The following is a 22,658-nucleotide window of genomic DNA, read 5'->3' on the forward strand; positions in this document are numbered from 1 at the left end:
GCGATGCAGCTGGCGGTCTGGACATACGAGGGTCCGCCACACGTGGGGGCGATGCGTGTCGCCACTGCGATGCAGGATCTGCATTACGTGCTGCATGCCCCGCAGGGGGACACTTACGCCGACCTGCTGTTCACGATGATCGAACGGCGTGGCAAGCGCCCGCCGGTGACCTACACCACGTTCCAGGCGCGAGACCTGGGCAAGGACACCGCAAGCATCTTCCAGAATGCCGCGCGCGATGCCTACGAACGGTTTGCCCCCAAGGCGCTGCTGGTCGGCGCCTCGTGCACCGCCGAGCTGATCCAGGACGACCCGGCCGGGCTGGCCGAAGCGCTGGAACTGCCCTGCCCGGTGATCCCGCTGGAGCTGCCGAGCTACCAGCGCAAGGAGAACTGGGGCGCGGCCGAGACATTCTATCGCGTCGTACGGCAGCTGGTGGATCGCGACGTGCGCCCCGCGCCACGCGAACGGCGGCGCCCGCTGGTCAACCTGCTCGGCCCTTGTGCCTTGGGCTTCCGCCATCGTGACGACGTGCTCGAAGTGCGCAAGCTGCTGTGGAACCTCGGGATCGACGTCAACTGCGTCGCGCCGCTCGATGCTGCGCCGGACGACATTCGCACGCTGGGCCGGGCCGACTTCAACATCGTGATGTATCCCGAAGTTGGCGGCGAAGCGGCGCGCTGGCTGGATCAGGCGCTGCACCAGCCGGCGATCCGCACCGTGCCGATCGGCGTTGGCGCGACCCGCGAATTCATTGCGGAAGTTGCCGCGCTGGCCGGTGTCGACGCAACCGAGGCTCTGGCCGATCAGCAATCGCGCATGCCGTGGTGGAGCCGCTCGGTCGACTCGACCTACCTGACGGGCAAACGCGTCTTCATCTTCGGGGACGCTACGCACGCAATTGCTGCGGCACGCATTGCCCACGAAGAGCTGGGCTTCGAAGTCTGCGGCCTTGGCTGCTACAACCGCGAGTTTGCGCGCGAAATGCGCGCTGCAGCAGCGCTTTACGGCATCGAGCCGCTGATCACCGACGACCATCTCGAAGTCGAGGACGCGATTCTCAACGCCTCGCCCGAACTGGTGCTGGGCACGCAGATGGAGCGGCACATCGCCAAGCGCTTCGGCATTCCCTGCGCGGTGATTTCCTCGCCGGTGCATGTGCAGGACTTCCCGGCGCGCCACAGCCCGCAAATGGGCTTCGAAGGCGCCAACGTGATCTTCGATACCTGGGTCCATCCGCTGGTGATGGGGCTGGAAGAACATCTGCTGACGATGTTCCGCGACGACTTCGAGTTTTCGGACGAGGCCGGCCCTTCACACCTGCACGGTGCAGCACGGCGCCACGAGGGCGAGAGCGCCCCTGCCCCGTCAGCCCCCCGCGCGATCGAAGTCGCTGCCGCGCAAGTTTCCCATGGTGACCTTGCCGAGGCCCGGCCGGCAGGTTCGCAGATCTCGTGGACCGCAGAAGCGGAACAGGAGCTCAGGAAAGTCCCGTTCTTCGTGCGCGGAAAGGTTCGCCGCAACACCGAGGCCTTTGCAGTTTTGCAGGGTCGCGGCGCGGTGGATCTGGCCACGCTCTATGATGCGAAGGCCCACTATGCCCGGTAGCCGCGCCCCTCAGGTCCGTGTCGCAATCGTCACACTGGACAACCACCTCAAGGCAGGAGTCGAGCGCGCCGACGCGCGACTGCGGCAGGACAATGTGAGCGTCACGCTCCATGCCGCTACCGACTGGGACCGGCCCGGCAGCAAGGCGCTGGAAACGACCAAGACCGCGATTGCCCAGGCCGACATCGTGATCGTGACGATGCTGTTCCTTGACGATCACATCCGTGCGATCCTGCCGACGCTGGAGGCCCGGCGCGAGGACTGCGACGCGATGGTCTGCCTGATGTCTTCGGGCGACGTGGTGCGGCTGACGCGGATGGGCGGCTATCGCATGGATGCGCCGGCCAAGGGGCCCCTCGCCATGCTCAAGAAGCTGCGCGGATCGGGCAAGCCCGGGGCGAATTCCGGCGCGGGCCAGATGCGCATGCTGCGCCGCCTGCCGAAGATCCTGCGTTTCATTCCCGGAACCGCGCAGGACGTGCGCGCCTACTTCCTGACGCTGCAGTACTGGCTGGCGGGGTCGGACGACAACGTGGTGTCGATGGTCCGTGCGCTGATCGACCGTTATGCCGCCGGCGAGCGTCTGACCCGCCGCGGCATGACCAAGGCCGAAGCCCCGCGCGACTATCCCGAAGTTGGCGTCTATCACCCGCGCACCGAGCAGAAGCTTTCGGACAGCCTGCGGCTGTTGCCGACGAAGCATGGGCCGAACGGCACAGTGGGGCTGCTGTTGCTGCGCTCCTACCTGATCTCGAAGGATGCCGGGCATTACGACGGCGTGATCGCGGCGCTGGAAGCGGCTGGTCTGCGCGTCATCCCCGGCTTTGCCAACGGGCTGGATTCACGCCCTGTCATCGAGAAGTTCTTCCTCAAGGACGGTGAGCCGGTGGTCGATGCCGTGATTTCGCTGACCGGCTTCTCGCTGGTGGGTGGCCCTGCCTACAACGATGCCAAGGCGGCCGAGGAAATCCTGAGCCGCCTGAACGTGCCTTACATTGCCGCTCATCCATTGGAGTTCCAGACGCTGGAGCAGTGGGGTGCTTCGCGGCAGGGTCTGCTGGCGCTGGAATCGACCATCATGGTGGCAATCCCGGAGCTTGACGGTGCGACCATGCCGACGGTGTTCGGTGGCCGTTCGGACGGTGCGGGCAAGGCTTGCGCGGGTTGCGCGACGGCATGCGTGTTCGAAAGCACCGGGCCGGTCAACGCGATGCGCGCCTGCCCCGAAAGAGTCGAGGCGCTCGCCGCCAAGGTCGTGAAGATCGTGGCGCTGCGCAAGGCGGAGCGGGCGCGGCGCAAGGTGGCGATCACCATCTTCAACTTCCCGCCCAATTCCGGGGCGACCGGGTCTGCGGCGTTCCTTGCGGTGTTTGAATCGCTGCTGGGCACGCTCAAGCGGATGGCGAGCGAGGGCTATCAGGTCGAAGTGCCCGAGAGCGTGGACGCGCTGCGCGATGCGATCCTGAAAGGTAATGCCGAGCGGTTTGGCGCCGATGCCAACGTCTACACCCGCATCGACGCCGACGAGCATGTGCGGCGCGAGCCCTATCTGGCCGAGATCGAGGCACAGTGGGGTCCGGCGCCGGGCAAGATCCAGAGCGACGGTTCGCACGTTCACGTGCTGGGCGCGCGGTTCGGCAACGTGTTCGTGGGCGTGCAGCCGGGCTTCGGGTACGAAGGCGATCCGATGCGCCTGCTGTTCGACGGCGATTTTGCCCCGACGCATGCGTTTTCGGCCTACTACCGCTGGATCCGTGAGGACTTCGGTGCCGACGCTGTGGTGCATTTCGGCACGCATGGCGCGCTCGAATACATGCCGGGCAAGCAGGTTGGCCTGACCGGCAAGTGCTGGCCGGAGCGGTTGCTGGGTGACCTGCCCAACTTCTACCTGTTTGCCGCGAACAATCCGTCCGAAGGCGTGCTGGCCAAGCGGCGTTCGGGCGCGACGATGCTGAGCTACCTGACGCCGCCGCTGGCGCGGGCCGGGCTCTACCGCGGCTTTGCGGACCTGAAAGGGAGCATCGAACGCTGGCGGATGACGACCGATGGGGCAGAGCGCACGGCTCTCGAGGAACTGATCTGGGACGAGTGCGATGCGCTCGACGTCACTGCCGAAAGCGTGATGGAGCTGAGCGCCAATCTCTACGAGCTTGAGCGCACGTTGATCCCGCACGGGCTGCATGTGCTGGGCGAGGCGCCAACCGGGGCCGAGCGCGCGGAACTGGTCGAGGCGCTGATGGACGCGGGCGAAAGTTCGGCCGAAGCGATCGAGGCGGCGCTGGATTCCTGCGATGAACTGGGCGCGCTGATCCATGCGCTTGACGGCGGCTATGTGCGCCCTGCCCCCGGCGGCGACCTGCTGGCCAATCCCGAAGTGCTGCCGACCGGGCGCAACCTCCACGGCTTCGACCCGTTCCGCCTGCCGACGCGCTTTGCCTGCGAGCAGGGCAAGCTGCAGGCGCAGCGCCTGCTCGCACGGCACGCCGCCAATGGCGAAGCCGCGCCGGAAAGCCTTGCCATGGTGCTGTGGGGTACCGACAACATGAAGAGCGAGGGCGCGCAGATTGCGCAGGCGCTCTCGCTGATGGGCGCACGGCCGCGGATGGACAGCTACGGCCGCCTGGCCGGGGCCGAACTGATCCCGCTGGAGGAACTGGGCCGTCCACGAATAGACGTGGTGGTGACGCTCTCGGGCATCTTCCGCGATCTGCTGCCGCTGCAGACGCGGATGCTGGCCGAAGCAGCGTTTCTGGCCGCGCAGGCCGATGAGCCGCTGGAGATGAACTTCGTTCGCAAGCACAGCCTTTCGCACATGAGCGAGCATGGCTGCGACATGGAGACCGCCGCACTGCGCGTTTTCTCAAATGCCGAAGGGGCCTATGGCGCGAACGTCAACCAGCTGATCGAGGGCGGCGTCTGGGCCGATCCGGACGAGTTGGCCAATGCCTTCGAGACGCGCAAGGGCTATGCCTATGGGGTCAAGGGCACGCCGGTGGCCCAGCGCGACTTGCTGCGCAGCGCGCTGAAGGACGTCGATTTCGTCTATCAGAATCTGGAGAGCGTCGAAGTCGGCATTACCGATCTGGACCAGTACGTCGACAGCCTCGGTGGAGTCAGCCGATCGATCGCGCGGGCCAAGGGTACAGAAGCGCCGGTCTATATCGTCGATGCGACGGTGGGCGAGGCCAAGGTGCGGACGCTGGCCGAGCAGATCGATCTGGAGACGCGGACGCGGACGCTCAACCCGAAGTGGTTCGAAGGCATGCTCAAGCACGGCTTCGAAGGCGTGCGCAATATCGAGCAGCACGTGACCAACACCGTGGGCTGGTCGGCCACGACCGGCCAGGTGGCGCCATGGGTCTACCAGCAGATCAGCGAGACTTTCGTGCTCGACCCGGCAATGCGCGAGCGGCTTTCACAGCTCAATCCGACCAGCTCGGCCCGCGTGGCGAACCGGCTGCTCGAGGCGTGCGAGCGGCGCCTGTGGGAACCCGACGACGATACGCTCGAAGCGCTGCGCATGGCCAGCGACGAGCTCGAGGACAGGCTGGAAGGCGTGTTCGTGGGGCATGCCCCTTCCACCATCACTTCCGCAATTGCGGCGGAATAGGAGTTTGCGATGAACCTGCTCGACCCAAGGGCGCGCTTCAGCCAGCCGGACGGCGAAGGATCGGTGCAGGTCTCGCTGGACCCGCGCGACGAGATCAAGGGCGCGAAGGTTTTCGCGGTCTACGGCAAGGGCGGGATCGGCAAGTCGACGACGTCTTCAAACCTTTCCGCCGCGTTCTCCAAGCTGGGCCATCGCGTGCTGCAGATCGGTTGCGACCCCAAGCACGATTCCACTTTCACCCTCACCAAGAAGCTGATGCCGACGGTGATCGACGTGCTGGAAAGCGTCGAGTTCCACTCCGAGGAACTGCGGCCCGAAGACTACATGTTCGAGGGCTATAACGGGGTGATGTGCGTGGAGGCCGGTGGTCCGCCTGCAGGCACCGGCTGCGGCGGCTATGTCGTGGGGCAGACAGTCAAGCTGCTCAAGCAGCACCACCTGCTGGAAGATACCGACGTGGTGATCTTCGACGTGCTGGGCGACGTGGTGTGCGGTGGCTTTGCTGCCCCGCTGCAGCATGCCGAACGGGCGCTGGTTGTCGCGGCTAACGACTTTGATTCCATCTTCGCGATGAACCGCATTGTTGCGGCGATCGGTGCGAAGGCGAAGAACTACAACGTGCGGCTCGCCGGCGTGATCGCCAACCGCTCTGCCGCCACCGACGAGATCGACCGCTTCAGCGAGGCGATCGGGATGAAGCGCCTGGCGCACTTCCGGGATGTCGATGCGATCCGGCGCAGCCGCCTGAAGAAGTGCACGCTGTTCGAAATGGAGCCTTCGCCCGAAGTGATTGCTGCGCAGCAGGAATACCTGCGGCTTGCACAAATGCTGTGGGACGGCGTCGATCCGGTGGTCGCCAGCCCGATGAAGGATCGCGATATCTTCGACTTCCTGGGGTACGAATGATGGCCACGCAATTTGCCCCCAACCGCTATGACAGCCAGCGCGAGAAGCTTGCACAGTACTTCGATGGCACCGCGCAGAAGGCGTGGATCGACCTGACATCGAACGCCAAGGTCAGCGGCATCCGCGCCACGGTCCGCGCCGGGCGCGATGCGATGCGCGCGCAGCTGCTGGGCTGGCTGCCCGAGGACTTGCGGCGGCGCGACGTGCTGGACGCGGGTTGCGGCACCGGCAGCCTGAGCGTGGAAGCCGCCTGCCGCGGGGCAGTAGTGACCGCCATCGACGTGGCGCAAGGGCTGGTCGACATCGCCGCCGAGCGGGCGCCGTCCTACCTTGGTCATGGCCGCATCCAGTGGCGCGTGGGCGACATGCTCGACCCTGCACTGGGCAGCTTCGACCATGTCGTGGCGATGGATTCGCTGATCCACTATACGCTGACGGACATGGTCTGGGCGCTTTCTGCGCTGACCCGCCGCTGCACCGGCTCGATCCTCTTCACCTTTGCCCCCTACACCCCGCTGCTCGGCGCGATGCATACGGTCGGCAAGGTCTTCCCGCGCTCCGACCGTTCGCCCGCGATCGTGCCGATTGCCGAAAGCCAGCTGCGCGCGGCGCTCAACCAGTTCGAGGGTTGGGACGTGCGCCGGTCGGGCCGGATCTCCAGCGGGTTCTACAAGAGCCATGCGATGGAGCTGGTGAAGATCTGATGGCGCAGCGGCAGGCCCTTTCCGCAAGGTGGAGCAAGGTGGCAATCACCTGGCTGCCCTTTGCCGATGCGGCCAGCGCGGAAATCCCGCTGTCGCGCCTGCTGCGCCTGTCGCTGTTCCAGGTGAGCGTTGGCATGATGACCGTGCTGCTCAACGGCACGCTGAACCGCGTGATGATCGTGGAACTGGGCATTCCGGCCTGGCTCGTATCGCTGATGATCGCCATTCCACTGCTGGCAGCGCCGTTCCGCGCACTGATCGGGCACAAGTCGGATGTGCATCGTTCGGTACTAGGGTGGCGGCGGGTGCCATTCATCTGGTTCGGCACGCTGATGCAGTTCGGCGGTCTTGCCATCATGCCCTTTGCCCTGCTGCTGATGGCGCGGCCCCAGCTGTTCACCATCGGCGTTGCGGCTAGCGCGCTGGCGTTCCTGCTGGCCGGTTTCGGCATGCACACCACCCAGACGGCAGGCCTCGCCTTGACCGGCGATCTTGTCGACGACGAGCGCCGCCCGCGTGCGGTGGCGCTGCTCTATCTGGCACTGCTTGCGGGCATGATGATCGGCGCGCTGGTGATCGGCGGACTGCTGGCACACTTCACGCCGACCCGGCTGGTACAGGTCATTCAAGGCTCGGCGATCCTGACATTCTTCCTCAACGTCATTGCGCTGTGGAAGCAGGAGGCGCGCTGTGCGGCGATTGCATCGGCCGAGACGCCGCGCCCCGCCTTTACCGAGGTGTGGCAGAGCTTCGTGGCCGAGCCGATCACGATGCGGCTGCTGGTGGCAGTCGGCCTCGGGGCGACGGCGTTCTCGATGCAGGACGCACTGCTTGAGCCTTACGGCGGCGAGATCCTTGGCCTTTCGGTGGGGGCGACGACGTTCCTGACCGGGGGCTGGTCCTTGGGCGCGCTGGCGGGGTTCACGCTGTCGGGCCGCTGGCTTTCACGCGGGATGGACGCGCTGCGGATTGCCGGGTTCGGCGCGGTGGTGGGGATCGCGGCGTTCATGCTGGTGATCTTTGCAGCTCCGCTGGGCAGCCCGGGCGCACTGCTGACTGGCGCGACAGGCATCGGTGCGGGCGCAGGCCTGTTCCTCGTCGGTACGCTGACCACCGCGATGACGCTGGCGACCGAGAAGACATCGGGCCTCGCGCTTGGGGCATGGGGCGCGGTGCAGACGACCTTTGCGGGCCTCGCCATCGCGATGGGCGGGGTGCTGCGCGATCTGGTTTCGGGCCTTGCTGTCTCGGACGAGCTGGGCCTGACGCTGGCCAATCGCGCCACCGGCTATGCCACGATCTACATCATCGAAATCTGCCTGCTGCTGGCCACGCTCGTCGTGCTGGGCCCGCTCGTGGGCCAGACCCCGGCGGCCATCCGGCGGGAGGGACGAAGCTTCGGACTGACGGAATTCCCCACATGAGCAGCAGGGGCACAGGGAACGTGAAGAGGACACGCACATGAACTACGGCAATATCGTCGGCACGATCGATGCCGCTCAGATCGCGATGATAACCTTCATCGGGTTCTTCATCGCCCTTGTCTTCTGGCTCCGCCGCGAGGACCGGCGCGAGGGCTATCCGCTGGAAGACGCGCTGACCGGACGCCTGCTGAGCGAAGGCGGTCCGCTTTCGGCTGCGGCGCCCAAGACCTTCATCCTGCCGTTCGGCAAGGGCACGAAATCCGTTCCCACCGGAGAGCGCGATCCGTTCGAGATCAACGCCAAGCGCCGCGAGAACTTTGGCGGTGCCCCGCTGAGCCCGGTGGGCGACGTGTTTGCCGCAGGCGTTGGCCCTGGCTCCTATGCCGACCGTGCCAAGTGGGCAGACATTGACGCGCATGGCAATCCGCGCATCGTGCCGATGGGCCTGGTGCCGGAAATCAGCGTGGCCACGGCGAGCACGGACCCGCGCGGGCTGCCCGTCTATGGCGCAGATGGCCTGAAGGCCGGCGTGGTGACCGACATGTGGGTCGACCGGGCTGAGCACATGGTGCGGTATCTGGCAGTGGATACCGGCACCAAGACCGTGCTCGCGCCGATGCCGATGGCAGTCGTCAAGAAGAACGCGGTGATCATTGATGCGATCAACGCGGCCGACTTTGCCGGTGCCCCCTTCCCCGCCAATCCGGGCGAGATCACCCGGTATGAGGAAGAGCGCACCGTGGCCTACTTCGGCACCGGCTACCTCTATGCCAACGAAAACCGGCTGGAACCGCTGATATGAGCGAGTATGACCACGAGCCGATCCGCGGGCTGCCGGGCGATCTGCCGGCCGGCGAAAACATCCTGTGGCAGGGTTCGCCAGACTGGCGGACTTTCGCCCGCAGCGCTTTGCACACCCGCTGGGTGAGCGGCTATTTCGCAGCACTGGCAGTGCTGGGCCTGGCCTCCGGCAGGCTGTTTGGCGCGGGTGCGGCCGTGGTCGGCGGGGCAATCACGCAGGGTCTGCTTGCCGTGTTCGCGATCGCGGTGGCGAAGACGACGGTCTACACGATCACCAACCGCCGCGTGGTGCTGCGCATTGGCGTGGCACTGAACAAGTGCGTAAACCTGCCGCTGGCAATGATCGGCTCGGCAGACCTGCGGCCGCAGGGTGGCGGGCATGGCGACATTGCGCTGACACTGGTCGGGCGCCACCGGCTCGGCTTCGCCATGCTCTGGCCGCACGCACGGCCGTGGCGGCTTGGCCAGCCGAGCCCGATGCTGCGCGCTCTGCCCGATGCAGAAGCAGCCGCCAGGGTTCTCGCCAAGGCCTGTGCGGCAGTAGTGCCGAACGAGGCCGCAGCGGTGCGCACCAAGGCGACACCGGTGCGTGACCATGGCCTGCAGGGAGCGGCGGCATGAGCCCCCACCATGGCAGCTTGGTCCATGACCATGAGAACACTGTTCCCCGCCCGGCCCTGATGCTGGCAGGTGCGCTGGTGGCGACGACGCTGGCGCTGACAGCGCTGGTGCGGGTCGGCGTGCTCGAGCGCGAGGCGGTGCCCGCCGTGGCGCGGGCGCGGGACAACGTGGCGGCGCTGGAAGTGCGGCACCTCGCTTTCGAGGACCGGGCGGACGGGGCAGTCGTGGTCAAGGACGCAGATGCAGGTTCGACGCTCGCCGTGATGAAGGGCGAGAACGATGGTGGCGGGTTCGTGCGCGGGGTGATGCGCGGCATGGCTCGCGAGAGGAAGATGAAGGGGATCGGCCCAGCGGCTCCCTTCGAACTGACGCAGTGGGAGAACGGATCGCTCTCGTTGCGCGACCCGGCGACGGGGCGTTCGATCGAGCTCGGCTCGTTCGGCGCAACCAACCGGGCCGCCTTTGCAAAGTTCCTGAGTGGAACGGCCGTGAAGGGAAATCAGGCATGATCCGCGCCCGCGCCTTTGAAGTGCCCTGCCGTGTGGCGGTGGAGCAGAGCGAGGCGCATTTCCACGCACATGTCGAGCTGGCGGGCAATCTTGCCGTCCAGCCCGGCGACAAGGTCCGCGTTCATGGCGAACCGATCCGCGTGGCCTTTGGGCAAAGCGCCGTGTTCGAGCGGACGGCAACCGTCGTTCGTGCAGGCCCCCTGCTGCGGGGCTGGATGCGGCTTGTCGCCTACCTTGGCCTGACCGAGCTTTACGAGGTCAGCTTCAATCCTGGGAGCCTGAGATGAACGCGATTACACTCGAACGTCCTGTGGCGGCGCGGGAGAGCGCGCCCAAGCCCGACGTGCACAAGATGGTGAGCCACGAGACCGTGCTGAGCCCGCGCTTTTACACCACCGACTTTGCCGCGCTCGATTCCATCGACGTATCGCTGGTGCGCAAGGAGTGGGACGAACTGATGGCCGAGATGGTCAGCGATCCCAACAAAAAGCACTTCAAGCGCCAGGAAAGCTTTGCCGGGGTGATCGAAGCGCTGGAGCCGGAACTGCGCGCCGAGTTCATCGACTTCCTTGTCAGTTCCCTGACCTCCGAGTTTTCGGGCTGTATCCTCTATGCCGAAATGGCCCGGCGCACGAAGAATCCGGACATGAAGCTGCTGTTCAAGCTGCTGGCGCGCGATGAAAGCCGCCATGCCGGGTTCATCAATGAATCGCTGAAGGATGCGGGCATCGGCATCGACCTCGGCTTCCTGACCAAGGCCAAGAAGTACCATTATTTCAAGCCGAAGTTCATCTTCTACTCGGTCTACCTCTCCGAGAAGATCGGCTATGCCCGCTATATCGCGATCTATCGCCAGTTGGCCGCGCACCCGGAACTGCGCTTCCATCCGATCTTCAACTGGTTCGAAAGCTGGTGTAACGACGAATTCCGCCATGGCGAGGCTTTCGCGCTGCTGCTGCGCGCGGACCCGAAGCTGCTGACCGGCATGAACAAGCTGTGGGTGCGGTTCTTCCTGCTCGCCGTCTACTCGACGATGTACGTCCGCGATCACGCGCGGCCGGTGTTCCACAAGGCGCTGGGGCTCGATCCCGAAGCCTACGACTATCGGGTCTTCGAGATCTGCACCGCGATCAGCCGTCAGGTCTTTCCGGTGGAGCTCGATACCGATGATCCGCGTTTCCGCCGGGCGATGAAGCGGCTGCTGGTGGCGAGCCAGCGGATCGAAGCGGGCAAGAAGCGTGGGGGTGTGGCGGGTGCGCTGATGCGGGCCTCGGGCGCACTGGGCGCGGGTGCAAATTTTGCGCGAATGTACCTGCTGCGTCCGCGCCGCAACGAGCTGCCCGCAAGCGTGAGGATGCAGCCCGCGTGGTAAGCTGGACCGGCCACGTCCTGCCGGTGATCGCCACGATCGCGGTCTGGTTCCTTGCGACCGGCCTGATCGCATGGGCGGACAACCGCGAGCGCCGCACTTTCCCGCGCAGCCTGATGCTGGCGGGAATTGCGGGCGTTGGCGGGCTGGCAGTGGTGGCCTGGTCGATGAACAAGCCGACGTTGACCGGGGTCTATGCGGCGTTTGCCGGGGCGATCCTGATCTGGTCGTGGCACGAGATCAGCTTCCTGACAGGCGCAGTGACCGGACCCCGGCGCGAAGCCTGCCCGGCGGAAGCGCGCGGGCTGGAGCGGTTCTTCCATGCCGTAAGTGCCGTGGCCTGGCACGAAATTGCGCTGGCATTGAGCGCCATCGGACTAATTTCGCTGAGCTGGAACGCGGCCAACCAGATCGGCGCGATGACGTTCACGCTGCTGCTGGCGATGCGGCTTTCGACCAAGCTGGTGATCTTCTTCGGCGTGCCGAACATGAGCACCGAGATCTTCCCACCGCACCTCGCTTACCTGAAGACCTACTTCGGGCCGCGCCGTATGGGAGCCGAACTTTTTCTCGCGATTGCAGGCACTTCCGCGTTGGCGATATGGCTTGGTTTGATCGCGATCAATGCGCCGGAGGGCAGCGCCAGTGCATCGGGCGCGAGCCTGCTCTTCGCGCTGGCCGCCCTTGGCGCACTCGAACACCTGTTTCTGGCCCTGCCGATCCGCGACGGGGCGCTGTGGGGTTGGGCCCTGCCCAGCCGCCGACCTGCCAACTGACCGCACAAAAGAATTCACGAAGAGGACCGACGACCATGGACTACGAGGGCTACTTCAAGGGGGAACTGGACGCGGTCCGGGGTGAAGGTCGCTATCGGATCTTTACGGAGCTCGAGCGCAAGTGCGGCAAGTTTCCGCACGCCACGCGCTATGTAGATGATCGGACCGAGCAGGTCACGGTGTGGTGCTCGAACGACTACCTTGGCATGGGGCAGCACCCCGCGGTTCTTGAAGCCATGCACAACACGCTCGACGAATGCGGCGCGGGCGCGGGCGGCACGCGGAATATCTCGGGCACGAACCACCACCACGTGCTGCTGGAACAGGAACTTGCCGACCTGCACGGCAAGGAAGCGGCGCTGCTGTTCACTTCGGGCTATGTCTCGAACTGGGCGGGCCTTGGCACGCTGGCGGCGAAGATCCCGGGCTGCGTGGTGTTCTCGGACGCGCTGAACCATGCCTCGATGATCGAGGGCATCCGCCATTCGCGCGCGACCTGCCGGGTGTGGCGCCACAACGACGTGGCGCATCTCGACGAGCTGCTTTCGGAATATGGACCGGACGTGCCCAAGCTGGTGGCGTTCGAGAGCGTCTATTCGATGGACGGCGACATCGGGCCAATCGCCGAGATCCTCGACGTCTGCGAAAAGCACGGCGCGATGAGCTACATCGACGAAGTCCATGCCGTGGGGCTTTATGGCCCGCGCGGCGGCGGCGTGGCCGAGCGTGAAGGCCTGATGGACCGGATCACCGTGATCGAGGGTACGCTGGGCAAGGCGTTCGGCGTGATGGGTGGTTACATCGCAGCATCAGAGGCGCTGTGCGACTTCATCCGCACCTTCGCCAGCGGGTTCATCTTCACGACTGCCCTGCCCCCTGCCCTTGCCGCAGGCGCGGCTGCCAGCATCCGCCATCTCAAGACGAGCGAGATGGAGCGGGCCCGGCACAAGGAGCGCGTGGCGACGGTGCGCCGCCGTCTCGACGCGATCGGCATTCCGCATCTGCCGAACCCCAGCCACATCATTCCGGTGATGGTGGGCGACCCGCACAAGTGCAAACGCATCAGCGACTGGCTGATGGACAACCACGGCATCTATGTGCAGCCGATCAACTATCCCACCGTGCCGCGCGGGACCGAGCGGCTGCGCATCACGCCATCGCCGGTGCACAGCGATGGCGACGTGGACAAGCTGATCGAAGCGTTGAGCGACATTTGGTCGCAGTGCGAACTGGCGCGACGTTCAGCCGCCGCCTGAAGCCGAACTGGCGCGGCGTTCGGCCGCCGCCTGACGCTTGCTGACATGAAAAAGGGCGCGGACAGTTGATGTCCGCGCCCTTTCTTTGCGACCCGAAGGGGCTTGGCTCAGTTCGGAGCCTTGAGGTAGGCGATGACGTCGGCGCGGTCCTGTGCCTTGGACAGGCCGGCAAACGACATCTTGGTGCCCGGCACGACACGTGCTGGCTTCTCGAGATACTGGAACAGCTTTTCCGCAGACCAGGTGATGCCGCTGTTCTTGTTGGCGGCAGAATAGGTGTAGCCCGCTTCCGTACCTGCCTTGCGACCGACGACACCGGCAAGCGACGGACCGATCATGTTCTTGCCCGCTTCAAGCGAGTGGCAGGCCTGGCACTGGGCAAAAACGGTCTTGCCATGTGCAGCATCGCCGGTCAGCGAAGCGAGCGTTGCGCCATCGAGCGTGTCTGTCGAATCGGCAGTTGGCGCAGCAGCGCTTGTTGCCGCTGCGGGCGCTGCCGCAGCGGTTGTTTCAGCAGGCTTTGCCGCTGAGTCGGCCGCGGTTTTGTCCGAGCTGCCACCGCCACCGCAAGATGCGAGGAGCAGGGTCGCAGTTGACAGCGCAAGGTATTGAAAAACTTGCCTCATATGCATCCACCCTTGTTTCGTGTAGACGCACGAACGGACCACACGATGGGAAAGTAGAACACTCTCTGCAGCTCTCCGCAACACGGTATTTCGGGCCGGATCGAAGATCGTTGGCAAGTGTTGTTTTGACACTTTTTTGCCTGTGCCGATGCTTGCAATCAGGTCTGCGGCAGGCACTGGGATCCGGCGCCGAGCATCTGTCGGTCAGGCAGGCACGGGCCATACCTGAAGCACTGAAGTGCCGTCGCTCATCGCTCGACAGCACGTGGTTAACAAAGTTTCTGCAGCAATAGCTACCTGAACGGAAGCTTCTGCCTAGTAACAACAGCTATGCAGCAGAAAACCTAAAAAGAGCAGATCGTAAGCCATCAGTCATGTCGTCTGCCGGAACGGGCGGGGGGAACATGACTATCCAGATTGGCACCATTACGAACCTGAGCACCGCCCCGGACATCCGCGAGGCGATACTCGATGAACTGAAAATCAACTCCTCGATCGAGATCGATTGCGCGAGCGTGGTCGAAGCCGACCTCACCTTCCTGCAGATCCTCGTAGCGGCGCACAAGTTCGCCGAGCGGGAAAGCAAGACCATCTCGATTCTTCCTGCCGCAGATCCGGCGATTGCCAGCCTGATCGAGCGCGCCGGGCTGACCGGGCCGCTTGCTGCGTCCTGTACCAATCTCTGTGCGACCGGAGCCACCGAGCAATGACCACCATACTCACCGTCGATGATTCCATGAGCGTCCGGATGGCAATCCGGATTGCGTTGTCGGGAGCCGGACATCAGGTCGCGGAGGCAGCCGATGGCAAGGAAGGGCTGGAACAGGCCAGGTCATCGAAGTTCGACATGATCATCACCGATCTCAACATGCCGAACATGAATGGTCTGGAGATGATCCGGGAAATCCGCAAGCTGCCGCTTCAGGCCGGTACGCCGATCATATTCCTCACGACGGAATCGGATGAGGGCATGAAGCAGCAAGCCAAGGCAGCAGGCGCGACCGGCTGGCTGGTAAAGCCGTTCGTGGCCGAAAATTTGCTGAAGGTAACCCGCAAGGTGCTGGGGCAATGAACGGGCAGGACCCGATCGAGGCCTTCCGGATCGAAGCCGGGGAGCTACTCGAAGCGACCGAGCAGGCCTTGCTCGATCTCAGCCACGACCTGACCAGCCGGGAGCTCATCGACACCGTCTTTCGCGGGATGCACACGCTCAAGGGCTCGGGCGCGATGTTCGGCTTCGATGCCCTGGCAGCATTTACCCATCATTGCGAAACAGCATTCGACAAGGTGCGCAAGGGGCAGGCCCGCGCTTCGGCAGAACTGGTAGCCCTGACGCTTTCTGCCATGGACCACATGCGCACCCTCATCGACCAGCCGAACGGCGATGGCGTCGACAACGAAAGCGCCGATCTGCTGGCCGGGCTCCAGGCCCTGCTGGATGGAGAAGGCGCCGCTGCAGTGGTGGACTGCAGGGACGATGCCGCTCATGACACAACCGAGCGCGCAGACACCGGGCTTGGTCAGGGGTGGCATCTGCACTTCCGCCTGCCGGCCAATGCGCTTGCCACTGGAACCAACCCGCTGCTTTTGCTCGACGAGTTGCGGGAACTGGGCGCCACCAATGTCGCCGCCGAGTTCGACGCGGTTCCCCCACTTGATGAGCTGGACCCGACGCAGTGCCTGACGGGCTGGTCGATGGATCTGCCCGCCAGCGCGACCCGCGAGGTCATCGAAGATGTTTTCCTGTTCGTGCTCGACGACATGGAGCTGTCCATCACGCCGATCGCGGGCTCGAATGACGAAGTCGGTGCAACGGCGGAAGACGGTCCGTCAGACACGGCTGTCGCAGTCGTGCCCTCACCGTTGCCGCATGCGGCAGTGGGCAGCGCGGAAGTGGCCAGCGCTGAACCTGCCAGCGCAAAAGCCGCGCGTGGCCCCAGCGAAAGCGTGCGCGTGCCGGCAGAGCGCCTCGATCTGCTGATGGATCGGGTGGGCGAGCTCGTGATCGTGCAGAGCCGCCTCGCCCAGCTTGCCGGAAACGGCATTTCCGGCCCGGCGGGCGAACTTGCGCTGCGCTCGATCTCGGAAGAAGTAGAGCGGCTTGCCAACGAACTGCGCGACACGATGATGGTCTTGCGCATGGTGCCGATTGCCTCGTTGTTCGGGCGGTTCCGCCGTCTGGTCCACGACCTGGCCCGCGAGACCGGCAAGTCGATCGATCTGACGACCGATGGCGAAAGCACCGAGATCGACAAGACAGTTTCCGAAAGGCTGGCCGATCCGATTGTCCATCTGATCCGTAACGCTTGCGACCATGGGCTCGAGACCGAGGAAGAACGCCTTGCTGCGGGCAAGGCCGCGTCCGGCCGCATCCGGCTTTCGGCCCAGCAGGCCGGTGGCGAAGTGCTGATCACCATCGAGGACGATGGCCGCGGCATCAGCCGCGAACGCGTCCGCGCCAAGGCGGAGGCCAATGGCCTGATCCAGCCGGGCCAGGTGCTGAGCGACGGCGAACTGCTGCAGCTGATCTTCCAGCCCGGCTTTTCCACCGCTGCCCAGATCACCAACCTGTCAGGCCGTGGCGTCGGCATGGACGTGGTCAAGCGCACCATCGAGGGCCTGCGGGGACACATCGACATGACCAGCGAACCCGGCAAGGGCTCGGTCATAACCCTGCGCATTCCGCTGACCCTGGCGATTATCGACGGGCTGCTGGTGAGGGTCGGGCAGAACAACTACGTGATCCCGTTGGCGGCGGTCGAAGAGTGCCTCGAGCTGAGCCTGGAGGAGGACATCCGCTCACGCGGGAGGAGCATGATCCAGTTGCGCGAGCGCCTGGTGCCCTTCCTGCGCCTGCGCGAGCTTTTCGCGACCGGCACCCGGCCCGATCCCTTCCAGAAGATCGTGGTGATCGCAACCGGCGGCGAGCGGGTCGGCCTTGTCGTCGACCAGATCATCGGCAGCCACCAGACCGTTATCAAATCCATGTCGAGCCTGCACCGCTCGATCCCGAGTTTCTCCGGCGCGACCATACTCGGTGATGGTGGGGTCGCGCTCATTCTCGATGTCGTCCAGCTGGTTGCGCTGGGCCAGAGCCATGAGGAGCGGCTCCGTGCCGCAGGGTGACGCCATGACCACGACAGGCACAACGCCATGGGATGATAACGGGCAACTGGAGGTGCTCACCTTCGACGTGGGCGATGAATGCCTGGCAATCGAGGCTGTCAGCATCCGCGAGATACTCGACCTTTTGCCCGAAACGCCCGTACCGGGTGCGCCGGACCTTGTGGCCAGCGTCGTCAACTTTCGTGGCAAGATCATCCCGATCGCCGATCTGCGCGTAGCCTTCGGCATGCCGCGCAATCCGGGCGAGGAGGCCAATTCCGATCACCGCATCGTCGTGATCGAGACCGAGATCGGCGGAGAGCCGCTCCAGATCGGGCTGCGCTCGGACAAGGTCCACGAAGTGACGATCCTGGACAAGGCGCACAGCAGCGAGCCGCCCGTGCTGGGCATGCGCTGGAAGCGCGAGTTCGCGCGCGAACTGGTGCGCCAGCCGGGCTCGGTCATCGTCATTCCCGATTTGCCCACAATCTTCACGTCCCTCGCGGAGGCCGCATGATGCGCAATGTTTTTTCGAGAGTTTCCGAACAGCAGGTTCTCGATGAGGTAAGCCGGGTCGAGCAGGCGCTGTCCAGTGGCAACCTGCTGCTTCGGCTTGACGAAACCAACGGCAATGCCCCGACGCGCGCCGTGATGGCGGCGTTCAATCGGCTGCTCGATGCCGTGACCAATCCGGTTCAGGACCTGTCCACGCAGATCGCCCGGATGACCGACGAACATGCAGCCGGTGATATCGATGTCGTGATCGATGCCAATGCCCTGCCCGGCAAGCTTGGCATCATGGCGACGCAGATCAACGATCTCGTTACAGCACACATCAATACGAAGAAGCAGGCCATGGCCTGCGTGCGCGAGTTCAGCCTCGGGAACTTCGATGCGCCGATGGAGCAGTTGCCTGGCAAGAAGGCCTTCATCAACGACACGATCGAGACCTTGCGCGGCAATCTTGTCGGGCTGATCTCGGAAATGAAGCACATGTCGAGCGAGCATGATCGCGGCGATATCGACGTGGTCATCGATCATGCGAAATTCCACGGCGATTTCGGCATCGTGGCACGCGGCATCAACGACATGGTTGCCGGCCATATCGCCGTGAAGAAGAAGGCCATGGCCTGCGTCAAGGAATTCGGCGTCGGCAACTTCGAGGCTCCCCTCGAACAGTTCCCGGGCAAGAAGGCCTTCATCAACGATACGATCGAAACCCTGCGCGGCAACCTTACGGGCCTGATCGCAGAGATGAAGCACATGGCGGTCGAGCATGACCGCGGCGATATCGACGTGGCAATCGACGATACCAGGTTCGAGGGCGACTTCGGACTGGTTGCGCGCGGCATCAACGAGATGGTCGCCGGTCACATCGCGGTCAAGAAGAAGGCCATGGCCTGCGTCAAGGCGTTCGGCGAGGGCAATTTCGACGCCCCGCTCGAACAATTCCCGGGCAAGAAGGCCTTCATCAACGATACGATCGAAACCCTGCGCACGAACCTGCGCGAGATTACCGCAGAGATCCAGCGACTGATCGTGGCCGCGACCGAGGGCCGCCTGTCGGAGCGCGGCGTTGCCTCGCGCTTCGTGGGAGACTTCGCCCGCCTCGTCAGCGGCATCAACGGCATGCTCGACGCGATCATCCTGCCGATCGAGGAAGGCAACCGCGTGCTGCGGCTGGTCAGCACTGGCAACCTGCAGGAAACCGTCGATATAGATTGCCACGGCGATCATCAGCGCATGCGTGACGCCATCAATTCCCTGGTGACCAACCTGAAGAAAACCGCAGGCGTGGCCGACCGCATCGCCGATGGCGATCTCACGGTCGAATACCGGGCGCTTTCGGACGACGACCAGCTTGGCAGCGCGTTGATCACGATGATCGACAAGCTGCGGACTGTCGTCGGCACGACCACTGCTGCGGTCGACAACGTCTCGGCCGGCAGCCGCCAGCTTGCGGCAAGTTCGGAGCAGGTCTCACAGGGCGCGACAGAGCAGGCCGCATCGGCCGAGGAAGCATCTGCGTCGATGGAGCAGATGGCCGCGAACATCAAACAGAACGCCGACAATGCGGCGCAGACCGAGAAGATTGCCCGCCAATCGTCCAAGGACGCTGAAGTTTCCGGCCAGGCGGTGGAGAAGGCGGTCAACGCCATGCGCACGATCGCGGAGAAGATCAGCATTGTTCAGGAAATCGCACGCCAGACCGACCTGCTTGCCCTGAACGCCGCTGTCGAGGCAGCCCGCGCAGGCGAGCATGGCAAGGGCTTTGCGGTTGTCGCTTCCGAAGTGCGCAAGCTGGCCGAACGCAGCCAGAGCGCGGCGGCCGAAATCGTCTCGGTTTCCTCAGAGACGGTGAAGGTGGCGACAGACGCAGGCGAAATGCTTGCACGACTGGTTCCGGACATCCGCCGTACCGCCGAACTCGTGACCGAGATCAGCGCAGCGTGCCGCGAGCAGGACATCGGCGCGTCACAGATCAACGAGGCCATCCAGCAGCTCGACAAGGTCACCCAGATCAACGCCAGCGCATCGGACCAGATTTCGTCCACGTCCGAGGAACTGGCTTCTCAGGCCGAGGAACTGCAGAGCGCCATTTCCTTCTTCCAGACCGGCAACAGCTACGTCGAACCGCGTCAGAGTGCGCCGGTCCGCCGCCAGGCAAGCCCGCCGCGCAAGGCCGGCGTGACACCTCGCGCAGCAGCCAGACCGGCAAAGCGCAACAGCGTTGCCGAACAGAAGGAGCGACTGGCCGGCTTCGCCCTGAACCTTACCGACGGTGGCGCAGACGCCGACGATGCAGACTTCGGACGCGCGGCATGAGCAGCGCGAGCGAACTTCAGGTCGTGGAATTCGGCCTGGGCAACGAAGTCTTCGCCATCCCCGTCGCCCTGGTGCGCGAAATCCTTGATTACACGCCACCTTCCTACCTGCCGAATGGCCCCGCGCACTTCATTGGCCTAACGGACCTTCGCGGCCAGGGCGTGCCCACGGTCGACTTTCGCCGGCGTCTCGGCCTGCCGTCTGTCGACCCCACGCTGGCGACACGCATCCTGATCCTTGACGTGCGGTTGCCAGACCGCCTGCTGACGCTGGGCGTCGTCATCGACCGGGTGTTGAGCGTCACGAGCTTCGAGAAGGCAGAGATAGAACCTGCCCCGGACATCGGGATCAGCTGGAATTCCGAGTACATAACCGGTGTGGTGCGCCGGGACACGGGCTTCGTGGTCATCGTCGACGCGGCCCGGATTTTCACGACCGAAGATGCCATCGGGATCGGCAGCGAAGGTCAATTGGTCAACGCCTGAAACACCCGCGGCAGCGAACGGAACGCGCTGACGCGACCGAGGTGAACAGAACAAGAAGGACGGGAACAACAATGGCCATCAATCCATTCACGGCAGTTTCTTCTGCCCAGGTTCAGCAAGAGATTGCGCGCGTGCAGGACGCCATCGCGAACGGTGACCTTGGCGCTCGGCTGCATGGCTCGGGATGCAACATGCGGACCAGCGCCCTGATCGACGCGATCAACGGGCTGCTCGACCATTCGCAGGCTCCGGTCCGCGACCTGGGCCGCAAGCTCAAGCACATGGCAGCCGAGCATGAGCGGGGCGATATCGACGTGGTTATCCCATCGGACAACCTACCGTCCGAAATCGCGGAGATGGCCACTGACATCAATCAGCTCGTGAACGCCCATATCGCGGTGAAGAAGCTGGCGATGGGTGTCATCCACGAGTTCAGCCTCGGCAACTTCGACGCCAGGCTCGATCCGCTGCCGGGCAAGAAGGCCTTCATCAACCATACGATCGAGACGCTGCGCGATAGCCTGACCGGATTGATCGCCGAGATGAAGCACATGGCAGACGAGCACGAGCGGGGCGATATCGACATCGTCATTGACCATGCCCGCTTCCCGGGGGACTTCGGTGTCGTGGCGCGGGGCATCAATGACATGGTCGCCGGCCATATTGCCGTGAAAAAGAAGGCCATGGCCTGCGTCAAGGCCTTTGGCGAAGGTGACTTCAGCGCTCCGATGGAACAGCTGCCCGGCAAGAAGGCCTTTATCAACGACACGATCGAAAGCCTCCGTCAGAATCTTCGGGCGATCACTTCGGAAATCCAGATGCTGATCAACGCGGCCACTGCCGGCCGCCTTGGCGAACGCGGTGACGATCGGCGTTTCGTCGGGGATTTTGCCAGCCTGATCAGTGGCATCAACGGCATGCTCGACGCCACGATCCTGCCGATCGAAGAAGGCAATCGGGTGTTGAGCAAGCTCAGCGCAGGCGATCTTGGTGAGCGGGTCGAGATCGATTGCCAGGGCGATCACCAGAAGATGCGGGATTCGATCAATGTGCTGGTCGACAACCTGCGCGCCTTTGCCAGCAACGTGAGCCTTGCCGCCAACGAGGTTGCCGAAGGCAGCTCACAGATGGCAACCAGCTCGCAGCAGCTGTCGCAAGGTGCGACCGAACAGGCCGCGTCGGCAGAAGAGGCCTCGGCCTCGATGGAGCAGATGGCCGCGAACATCAAACAGAACGCCGACAATGCAGCGCAGACCGAGAAGATTGCACGGCAATCCTCAAAGGACGCCGAGAGTTCGGGAATTGCGGTCGACAAGGCGGTCATCGCCATGCGCACGATCGCGGACAAGATCGGCATCGTGCAGGAAATCGCGCGTCAGACCGATCTTCTGGCCTTGAATGCCGCAGTCGAAGCCGCGCGCGCCGGAGAGCATGGCAAGGGCTTCGCTGTCGTTGCGTCCGAAGTGCGCAAACTGGCCGAGCGCAGCCAGAGCGCAGCCGCCGAAATCGTTTCGGTTTCGGCCGAGACGGTGAAGGCAGCCAGCGAAGCCGGCGAGATGCTGGGCAAGCTGGTTCCGGACATCCGCCGCACGGCAGAGCTTGTTTCGGAAATCAGCGCCGCGTGCCGCGAACAGGACATCGGCGCATCGCAGATCAACGAAGCGATCCAGCAGCTCGACAAGGTGACCCAGCAGAACGCCAGCGCCTCGGAACAGATTTCTTCGACGTCGGACTCGCTGGCGGCGCGCGCCGAAGAGCTGCAACAGACCACCGCATTCTTCCAGTTGGAAGAACAGCGCACGTTTGCACCAGCGGCTCCGCGCACGCAGCGCACCGCCAAGCCGAAGCCGGCACCTCAGGTCCGCGCCAAGGCTCGGCCCGTAAAGCCGAACTCGGTCGCCCACCAGAAGGAGCGGCTCAACGGCTTCGCACTCGACCTGACCAGTGGTGGGGCGGACCATGAGGACAGCGACTTCGGCCGGGCGGCCTGATTGAAGACTGCCCGTAACACCCTCAAGAAAATGGTGCGCAC

General features: G+C 64.4%; 20 protein-coding genes. 19 read left to right on the top strand and 1 reads right to left on the bottom strand.

The window, feature by feature from the left end:
• Positions 1-3: 3 nt before the first annotated feature.
• Genes bchB through hemA form a run of 12 tightly spaced genes read left to right on the top strand, consistent with a single transcriptional unit; the run spans position 4 to position 13,584 of the window.
• Complete coding sequence (bchB, locus tag HGI46_RS00470) at positions 4-1,608, top strand: ferredoxin:protochlorophyllide reductase (ATP-dependent) subunit B (RefSeq protein ID WP_168902681.1); 1,605 nt, start codon at positions 4-6, stop codon at positions 1,606-1,608.
• Positions 1,598-5,218 (top strand): magnesium chelatase subunit H, encoded by a 3,621-nt coding sequence (locus HGI46_RS00475; RefSeq protein ID WP_168902682.1) that lies wholly within the window; start codon positions 1,598-1,600, stop codon positions 5,216-5,218. The genes bchB and HGI46_RS00475 overlap by 11 nt, the downstream gene beginning before the upstream one ends.
• 9 nt (positions 5,219-5,227) lie before the next feature.
• On the top strand, positions 5,228-6,124 hold the full coding sequence (gene bchL, locus HGI46_RS00480; protein ID WP_168902683.1) for a ferredoxin:protochlorophyllide reductase (ATP-dependent) iron-sulfur ATP-binding protein: 897 nt from the start codon (positions 5,228-5,230) through the stop codon (positions 6,122-6,124).
• Complete coding sequence (gene bchM, locus HGI46_RS00485; RefSeq protein WP_168902684.1) at positions 6,124-6,828, top strand: magnesium protoporphyrin IX methyltransferase; 705 nt, start codon at positions 6,124-6,126, stop codon at positions 6,826-6,828. Before bchL ends, bchM begins: the two co-directional genes overlap by 1 nt.
• 38 nt (positions 6,829-6,866) lie before the next feature.
• Positions 6,867-8,252, top strand: a complete 1,386-nt coding sequence (locus HGI46_RS00490; RefSeq protein WP_346766649.1) for a BCD family MFS transporter — start codon at positions 6,867-6,869, stop codon at positions 8,250-8,252.
• A 37-nt stretch (positions 8,253-8,289) separates the two neighbouring features.
• Positions 8,290-9,054: a photosynthetic reaction center subunit H gene (puhA, locus tag HGI46_RS00495; RefSeq protein WP_168902686.1), complete on the top strand. Its 765-nt coding sequence runs from the start codon at positions 8,290-8,292 to the stop codon at positions 9,052-9,054.
• Complete coding sequence (gene puhB / locus HGI46_RS00500; RefSeq protein ID WP_168902687.1) at positions 9,051-9,674, top strand: photosynthetic complex putative assembly protein PuhB; 624 nt, start codon at positions 9,051-9,053, stop codon at positions 9,672-9,674. Before puhA ends, puhB begins: the two co-directional genes overlap by 4 nt.
• A complete protein-coding gene (gene puhC, locus HGI46_RS00505) occupies positions 9,671-10,183 on the top strand; it encodes a photosynthetic complex assembly protein PuhC (protein WP_168902688.1) in 513 nt (170 codons plus the stop codon). Before puhB ends, puhC begins: the two co-directional genes overlap by 4 nt.
• Positions 10,180-10,470 (top strand): hypothetical protein, encoded by a 291-nt coding sequence (locus HGI46_RS00510; RefSeq protein ID WP_118072122.1) that lies wholly within the window; start codon positions 10,180-10,182, stop codon positions 10,468-10,470. Before puhC ends, HGI46_RS00510 begins: the two co-directional genes overlap by 4 nt.
• Complete coding sequence (gene acsF, locus HGI46_RS00515) at positions 10,467-11,555, top strand: magnesium-protoporphyrin IX monomethyl ester (oxidative) cyclase (RefSeq protein ID WP_168902689.1); 1,089 nt, start codon at positions 10,467-10,469, stop codon at positions 11,553-11,555. The genes HGI46_RS00510 and acsF overlap by 4 nt, the downstream gene beginning before the upstream one ends.
• Positions 11,549-12,328: a putative photosynthetic complex assembly protein PuhE gene (gene puhE, locus HGI46_RS00520; protein WP_168902690.1), complete on the top strand. Its 780-nt coding sequence runs from the start codon at positions 11,549-11,551 to the stop codon at positions 12,326-12,328. Before acsF ends, puhE begins: the two co-directional genes overlap by 7 nt.
• Positions 12,329-12,363: 35 nt before the next feature.
• On the top strand, positions 12,364-13,584 hold the full coding sequence (gene hemA / locus HGI46_RS00525) for a 5-aminolevulinate synthase (RefSeq protein WP_118072125.1): 1,221 nt from the start codon (positions 12,364-12,366) through the stop codon (positions 13,582-13,584).
• 107 nt (positions 13,585-13,691) lie between these two features.
• On the opposite strand, the gene HGI46_RS00530 is transcribed toward hemA, so the two are convergent.
• Positions 13,692-14,210 (bottom strand): cytochrome c family protein, encoded by a 519-nt coding sequence (locus HGI46_RS00530; RefSeq protein ID WP_118072126.1) that lies wholly within the window; start codon positions 14,208-14,210, stop codon positions 13,692-13,694.
• Between the two features lie 404 nt (positions 14,211-14,614).
• On the opposite strand from HGI46_RS00530, the gene HGI46_RS00535 reads away from it, so the two are divergent.
• The 7 genes from HGI46_RS00535 (at position 14,615) to HGI46_RS00565 (ending at position 22,617) form a co-directional block, all read left to right on the top strand.
• On the top strand, positions 14,615-14,920 hold the full coding sequence (locus HGI46_RS00535) for an STAS domain-containing protein (protein ID WP_168902691.1): 306 nt from the start codon (positions 14,615-14,617) through the stop codon (positions 14,918-14,920).
• Positions 14,917-15,282, top strand: coding sequence for a response regulator (locus tag HGI46_RS00540; RefSeq protein ID WP_039336573.1), 366 nt, complete (start codon positions 14,917-14,919; stop codon positions 15,280-15,282). The genes HGI46_RS00535 and HGI46_RS00540 overlap by 4 nt, the downstream gene beginning before the upstream one ends.
• The gene (locus tag HGI46_RS00545; RefSeq protein ID WP_168902692.1) at positions 15,279-17,336 is read left to right on the top strand and encodes a chemotaxis protein CheA; all 2,058 of its coding nucleotides are present in this window, start codon (positions 15,279-15,281) and stop codon (positions 17,334-17,336) included. The genes HGI46_RS00540 and HGI46_RS00545 overlap by 4 nt, the downstream gene beginning before the upstream one ends.
• Before the next feature lie 4 nt (positions 17,337-17,340).
• Entirely contained in the window at positions 17,341-17,832 is a 492-nt protein-coding gene (locus HGI46_RS00550; protein ID WP_168902693.1) for a chemotaxis protein CheW, read from the top strand.
• 281 nt (positions 17,833-18,113) lie between these two features.
• The gene (locus tag HGI46_RS00555; protein ID WP_277346237.1) at positions 18,114-20,141 is read left to right on the top strand and encodes a methyl-accepting chemotaxis protein; all 2,028 of its coding nucleotides are present in this window, start codon (positions 18,114-18,116) and stop codon (positions 20,139-20,141) included.
• Positions 20,138-20,626 (top strand): chemotaxis protein CheW, encoded by a 489-nt coding sequence (locus HGI46_RS00560; protein ID WP_168902694.1) that lies wholly within the window; start codon positions 20,138-20,140, stop codon positions 20,624-20,626. The genes HGI46_RS00555 and HGI46_RS00560 overlap by 4 nt, the downstream gene beginning before the upstream one ends.
• A gap of 71 nt (positions 20,627-20,697) precedes the next feature.
• Positions 20,698-22,617 carry a methyl-accepting chemotaxis protein gene (locus HGI46_RS00565; RefSeq protein ID WP_168902695.1) on the top strand — a complete coding sequence of 640 codons (1,920 nt, stop codon included), beginning with the start codon at positions 20,698-20,700 and terminating at the stop codon, positions 22,615-22,617.
• The last annotated feature ends 41 nt before the right edge of the window (positions 22,618-22,658 follow it).

This window comes from Novosphingobium sp. ERW19, from assembly GCF_012641315.1.
Classification (GTDB): domain Bacteria; phylum Pseudomonadota; class Alphaproteobacteria; order Sphingomonadales; family Sphingomonadaceae; genus Novosphingobium.

Bases quoted from the DNA above. Each gene is read 5' to 3' on its own strand.
- acsF (WP_168902689.1), top strand. From the start codon at position 10,467: ATGAACGCGATTACACTCGAACGTCCTGTGGCGGCGCGGGAGAGCGCG.
- puhB (WP_168902687.1), top strand. From the start codon at position 9,051: ATGAGCGAGTATGACCACGAGCCGATCCGCGGGCTGCCGGGCGATCTG.
- HGI46_RS00550 (WP_168902693.1), top strand. From the start codon at position 17,341: ATGACCACGACAGGCACAACGCCATGGGATGATAACGGGCAACTGGAG.
- hemA (WP_118072125.1), top strand. From the start codon at position 12,364: ATGGACTACGAGGGCTACTTCAAGGGGGAACTGGACGCGGTCCGGGGT.
- bchL (WP_168902683.1), top strand. From the start codon at position 5,228: ATGAACCTGCTCGACCCAAGGGCGCGCTTCAGCCAGCCGGACGGCGAA.
- HGI46_RS00540 (WP_039336573.1), top strand. From the start codon at position 14,917: ATGACCACCATACTCACCGTCGATGATTCCATGAGCGTCCGGATGGCA.
- HGI46_RS00535 (WP_168902691.1), top strand. From the start codon at position 14,615: ATGACTATCCAGATTGGCACCATTACGAACCTGAGCACCGCCCCGGAC.
- HGI46_RS00565 (WP_168902695.1), top strand. From the start codon at position 20,698: ATGGCCATCAATCCATTCACGGCAGTTTCTTCTGCCCAGGTTCAGCAA.
- puhA (WP_168902686.1), top strand. From the start codon at position 8,290: ATGAACTACGGCAATATCGTCGGCACGATCGATGCCGCTCAGATCGCG.
- puhC (WP_168902688.1), top strand. From the start codon at position 9,671: ATGAGCCCCCACCATGGCAGCTTGGTCCATGACCATGAGAACACTGTT.
- bchB (WP_168902681.1), top strand. From the start codon at position 4: ATGCAGCTGGCGGTCTGGACATACGAGGGTCCGCCACACGTGGGGGCG.
- HGI46_RS00510 (WP_118072122.1), top strand. From the start codon at position 10,180: ATGATCCGCGCCCGCGCCTTTGAAGTGCCCTGCCGTGTGGCGGTGGAG.
- HGI46_RS00560 (WP_168902694.1), top strand. From the start codon at position 20,138: ATGAGCAGCGCGAGCGAACTTCAGGTCGTGGAATTCGGCCTGGGCAAC.
- bchM (WP_168902684.1), top strand. From the start codon at position 6,124: ATGGCCACGCAATTTGCCCCCAACCGCTATGACAGCCAGCGCGAGAAG.
- HGI46_RS00545 (WP_168902692.1), top strand. From the start codon at position 15,279: ATGAACGGGCAGGACCCGATCGAGGCCTTCCGGATCGAAGCCGGGGAG.
- HGI46_RS00475 (WP_168902682.1), top strand. From the start codon at position 1,598: ATGCCCGGTAGCCGCGCCCCTCAGGTCCGTGTCGCAATCGTCACACTG.
- HGI46_RS00555 (WP_277346237.1), top strand. From the start codon at position 18,114: ATGGCGACGCAGATCAACGATCTCGTTACAGCACACATCAATACGAAG.
- HGI46_RS00530 (WP_118072126.1), bottom strand. From the start codon at position 14,210: ATGAGGCAAGTTTTTCAATACCTTGCGCTGTCAACTGCGACCCTGCTC.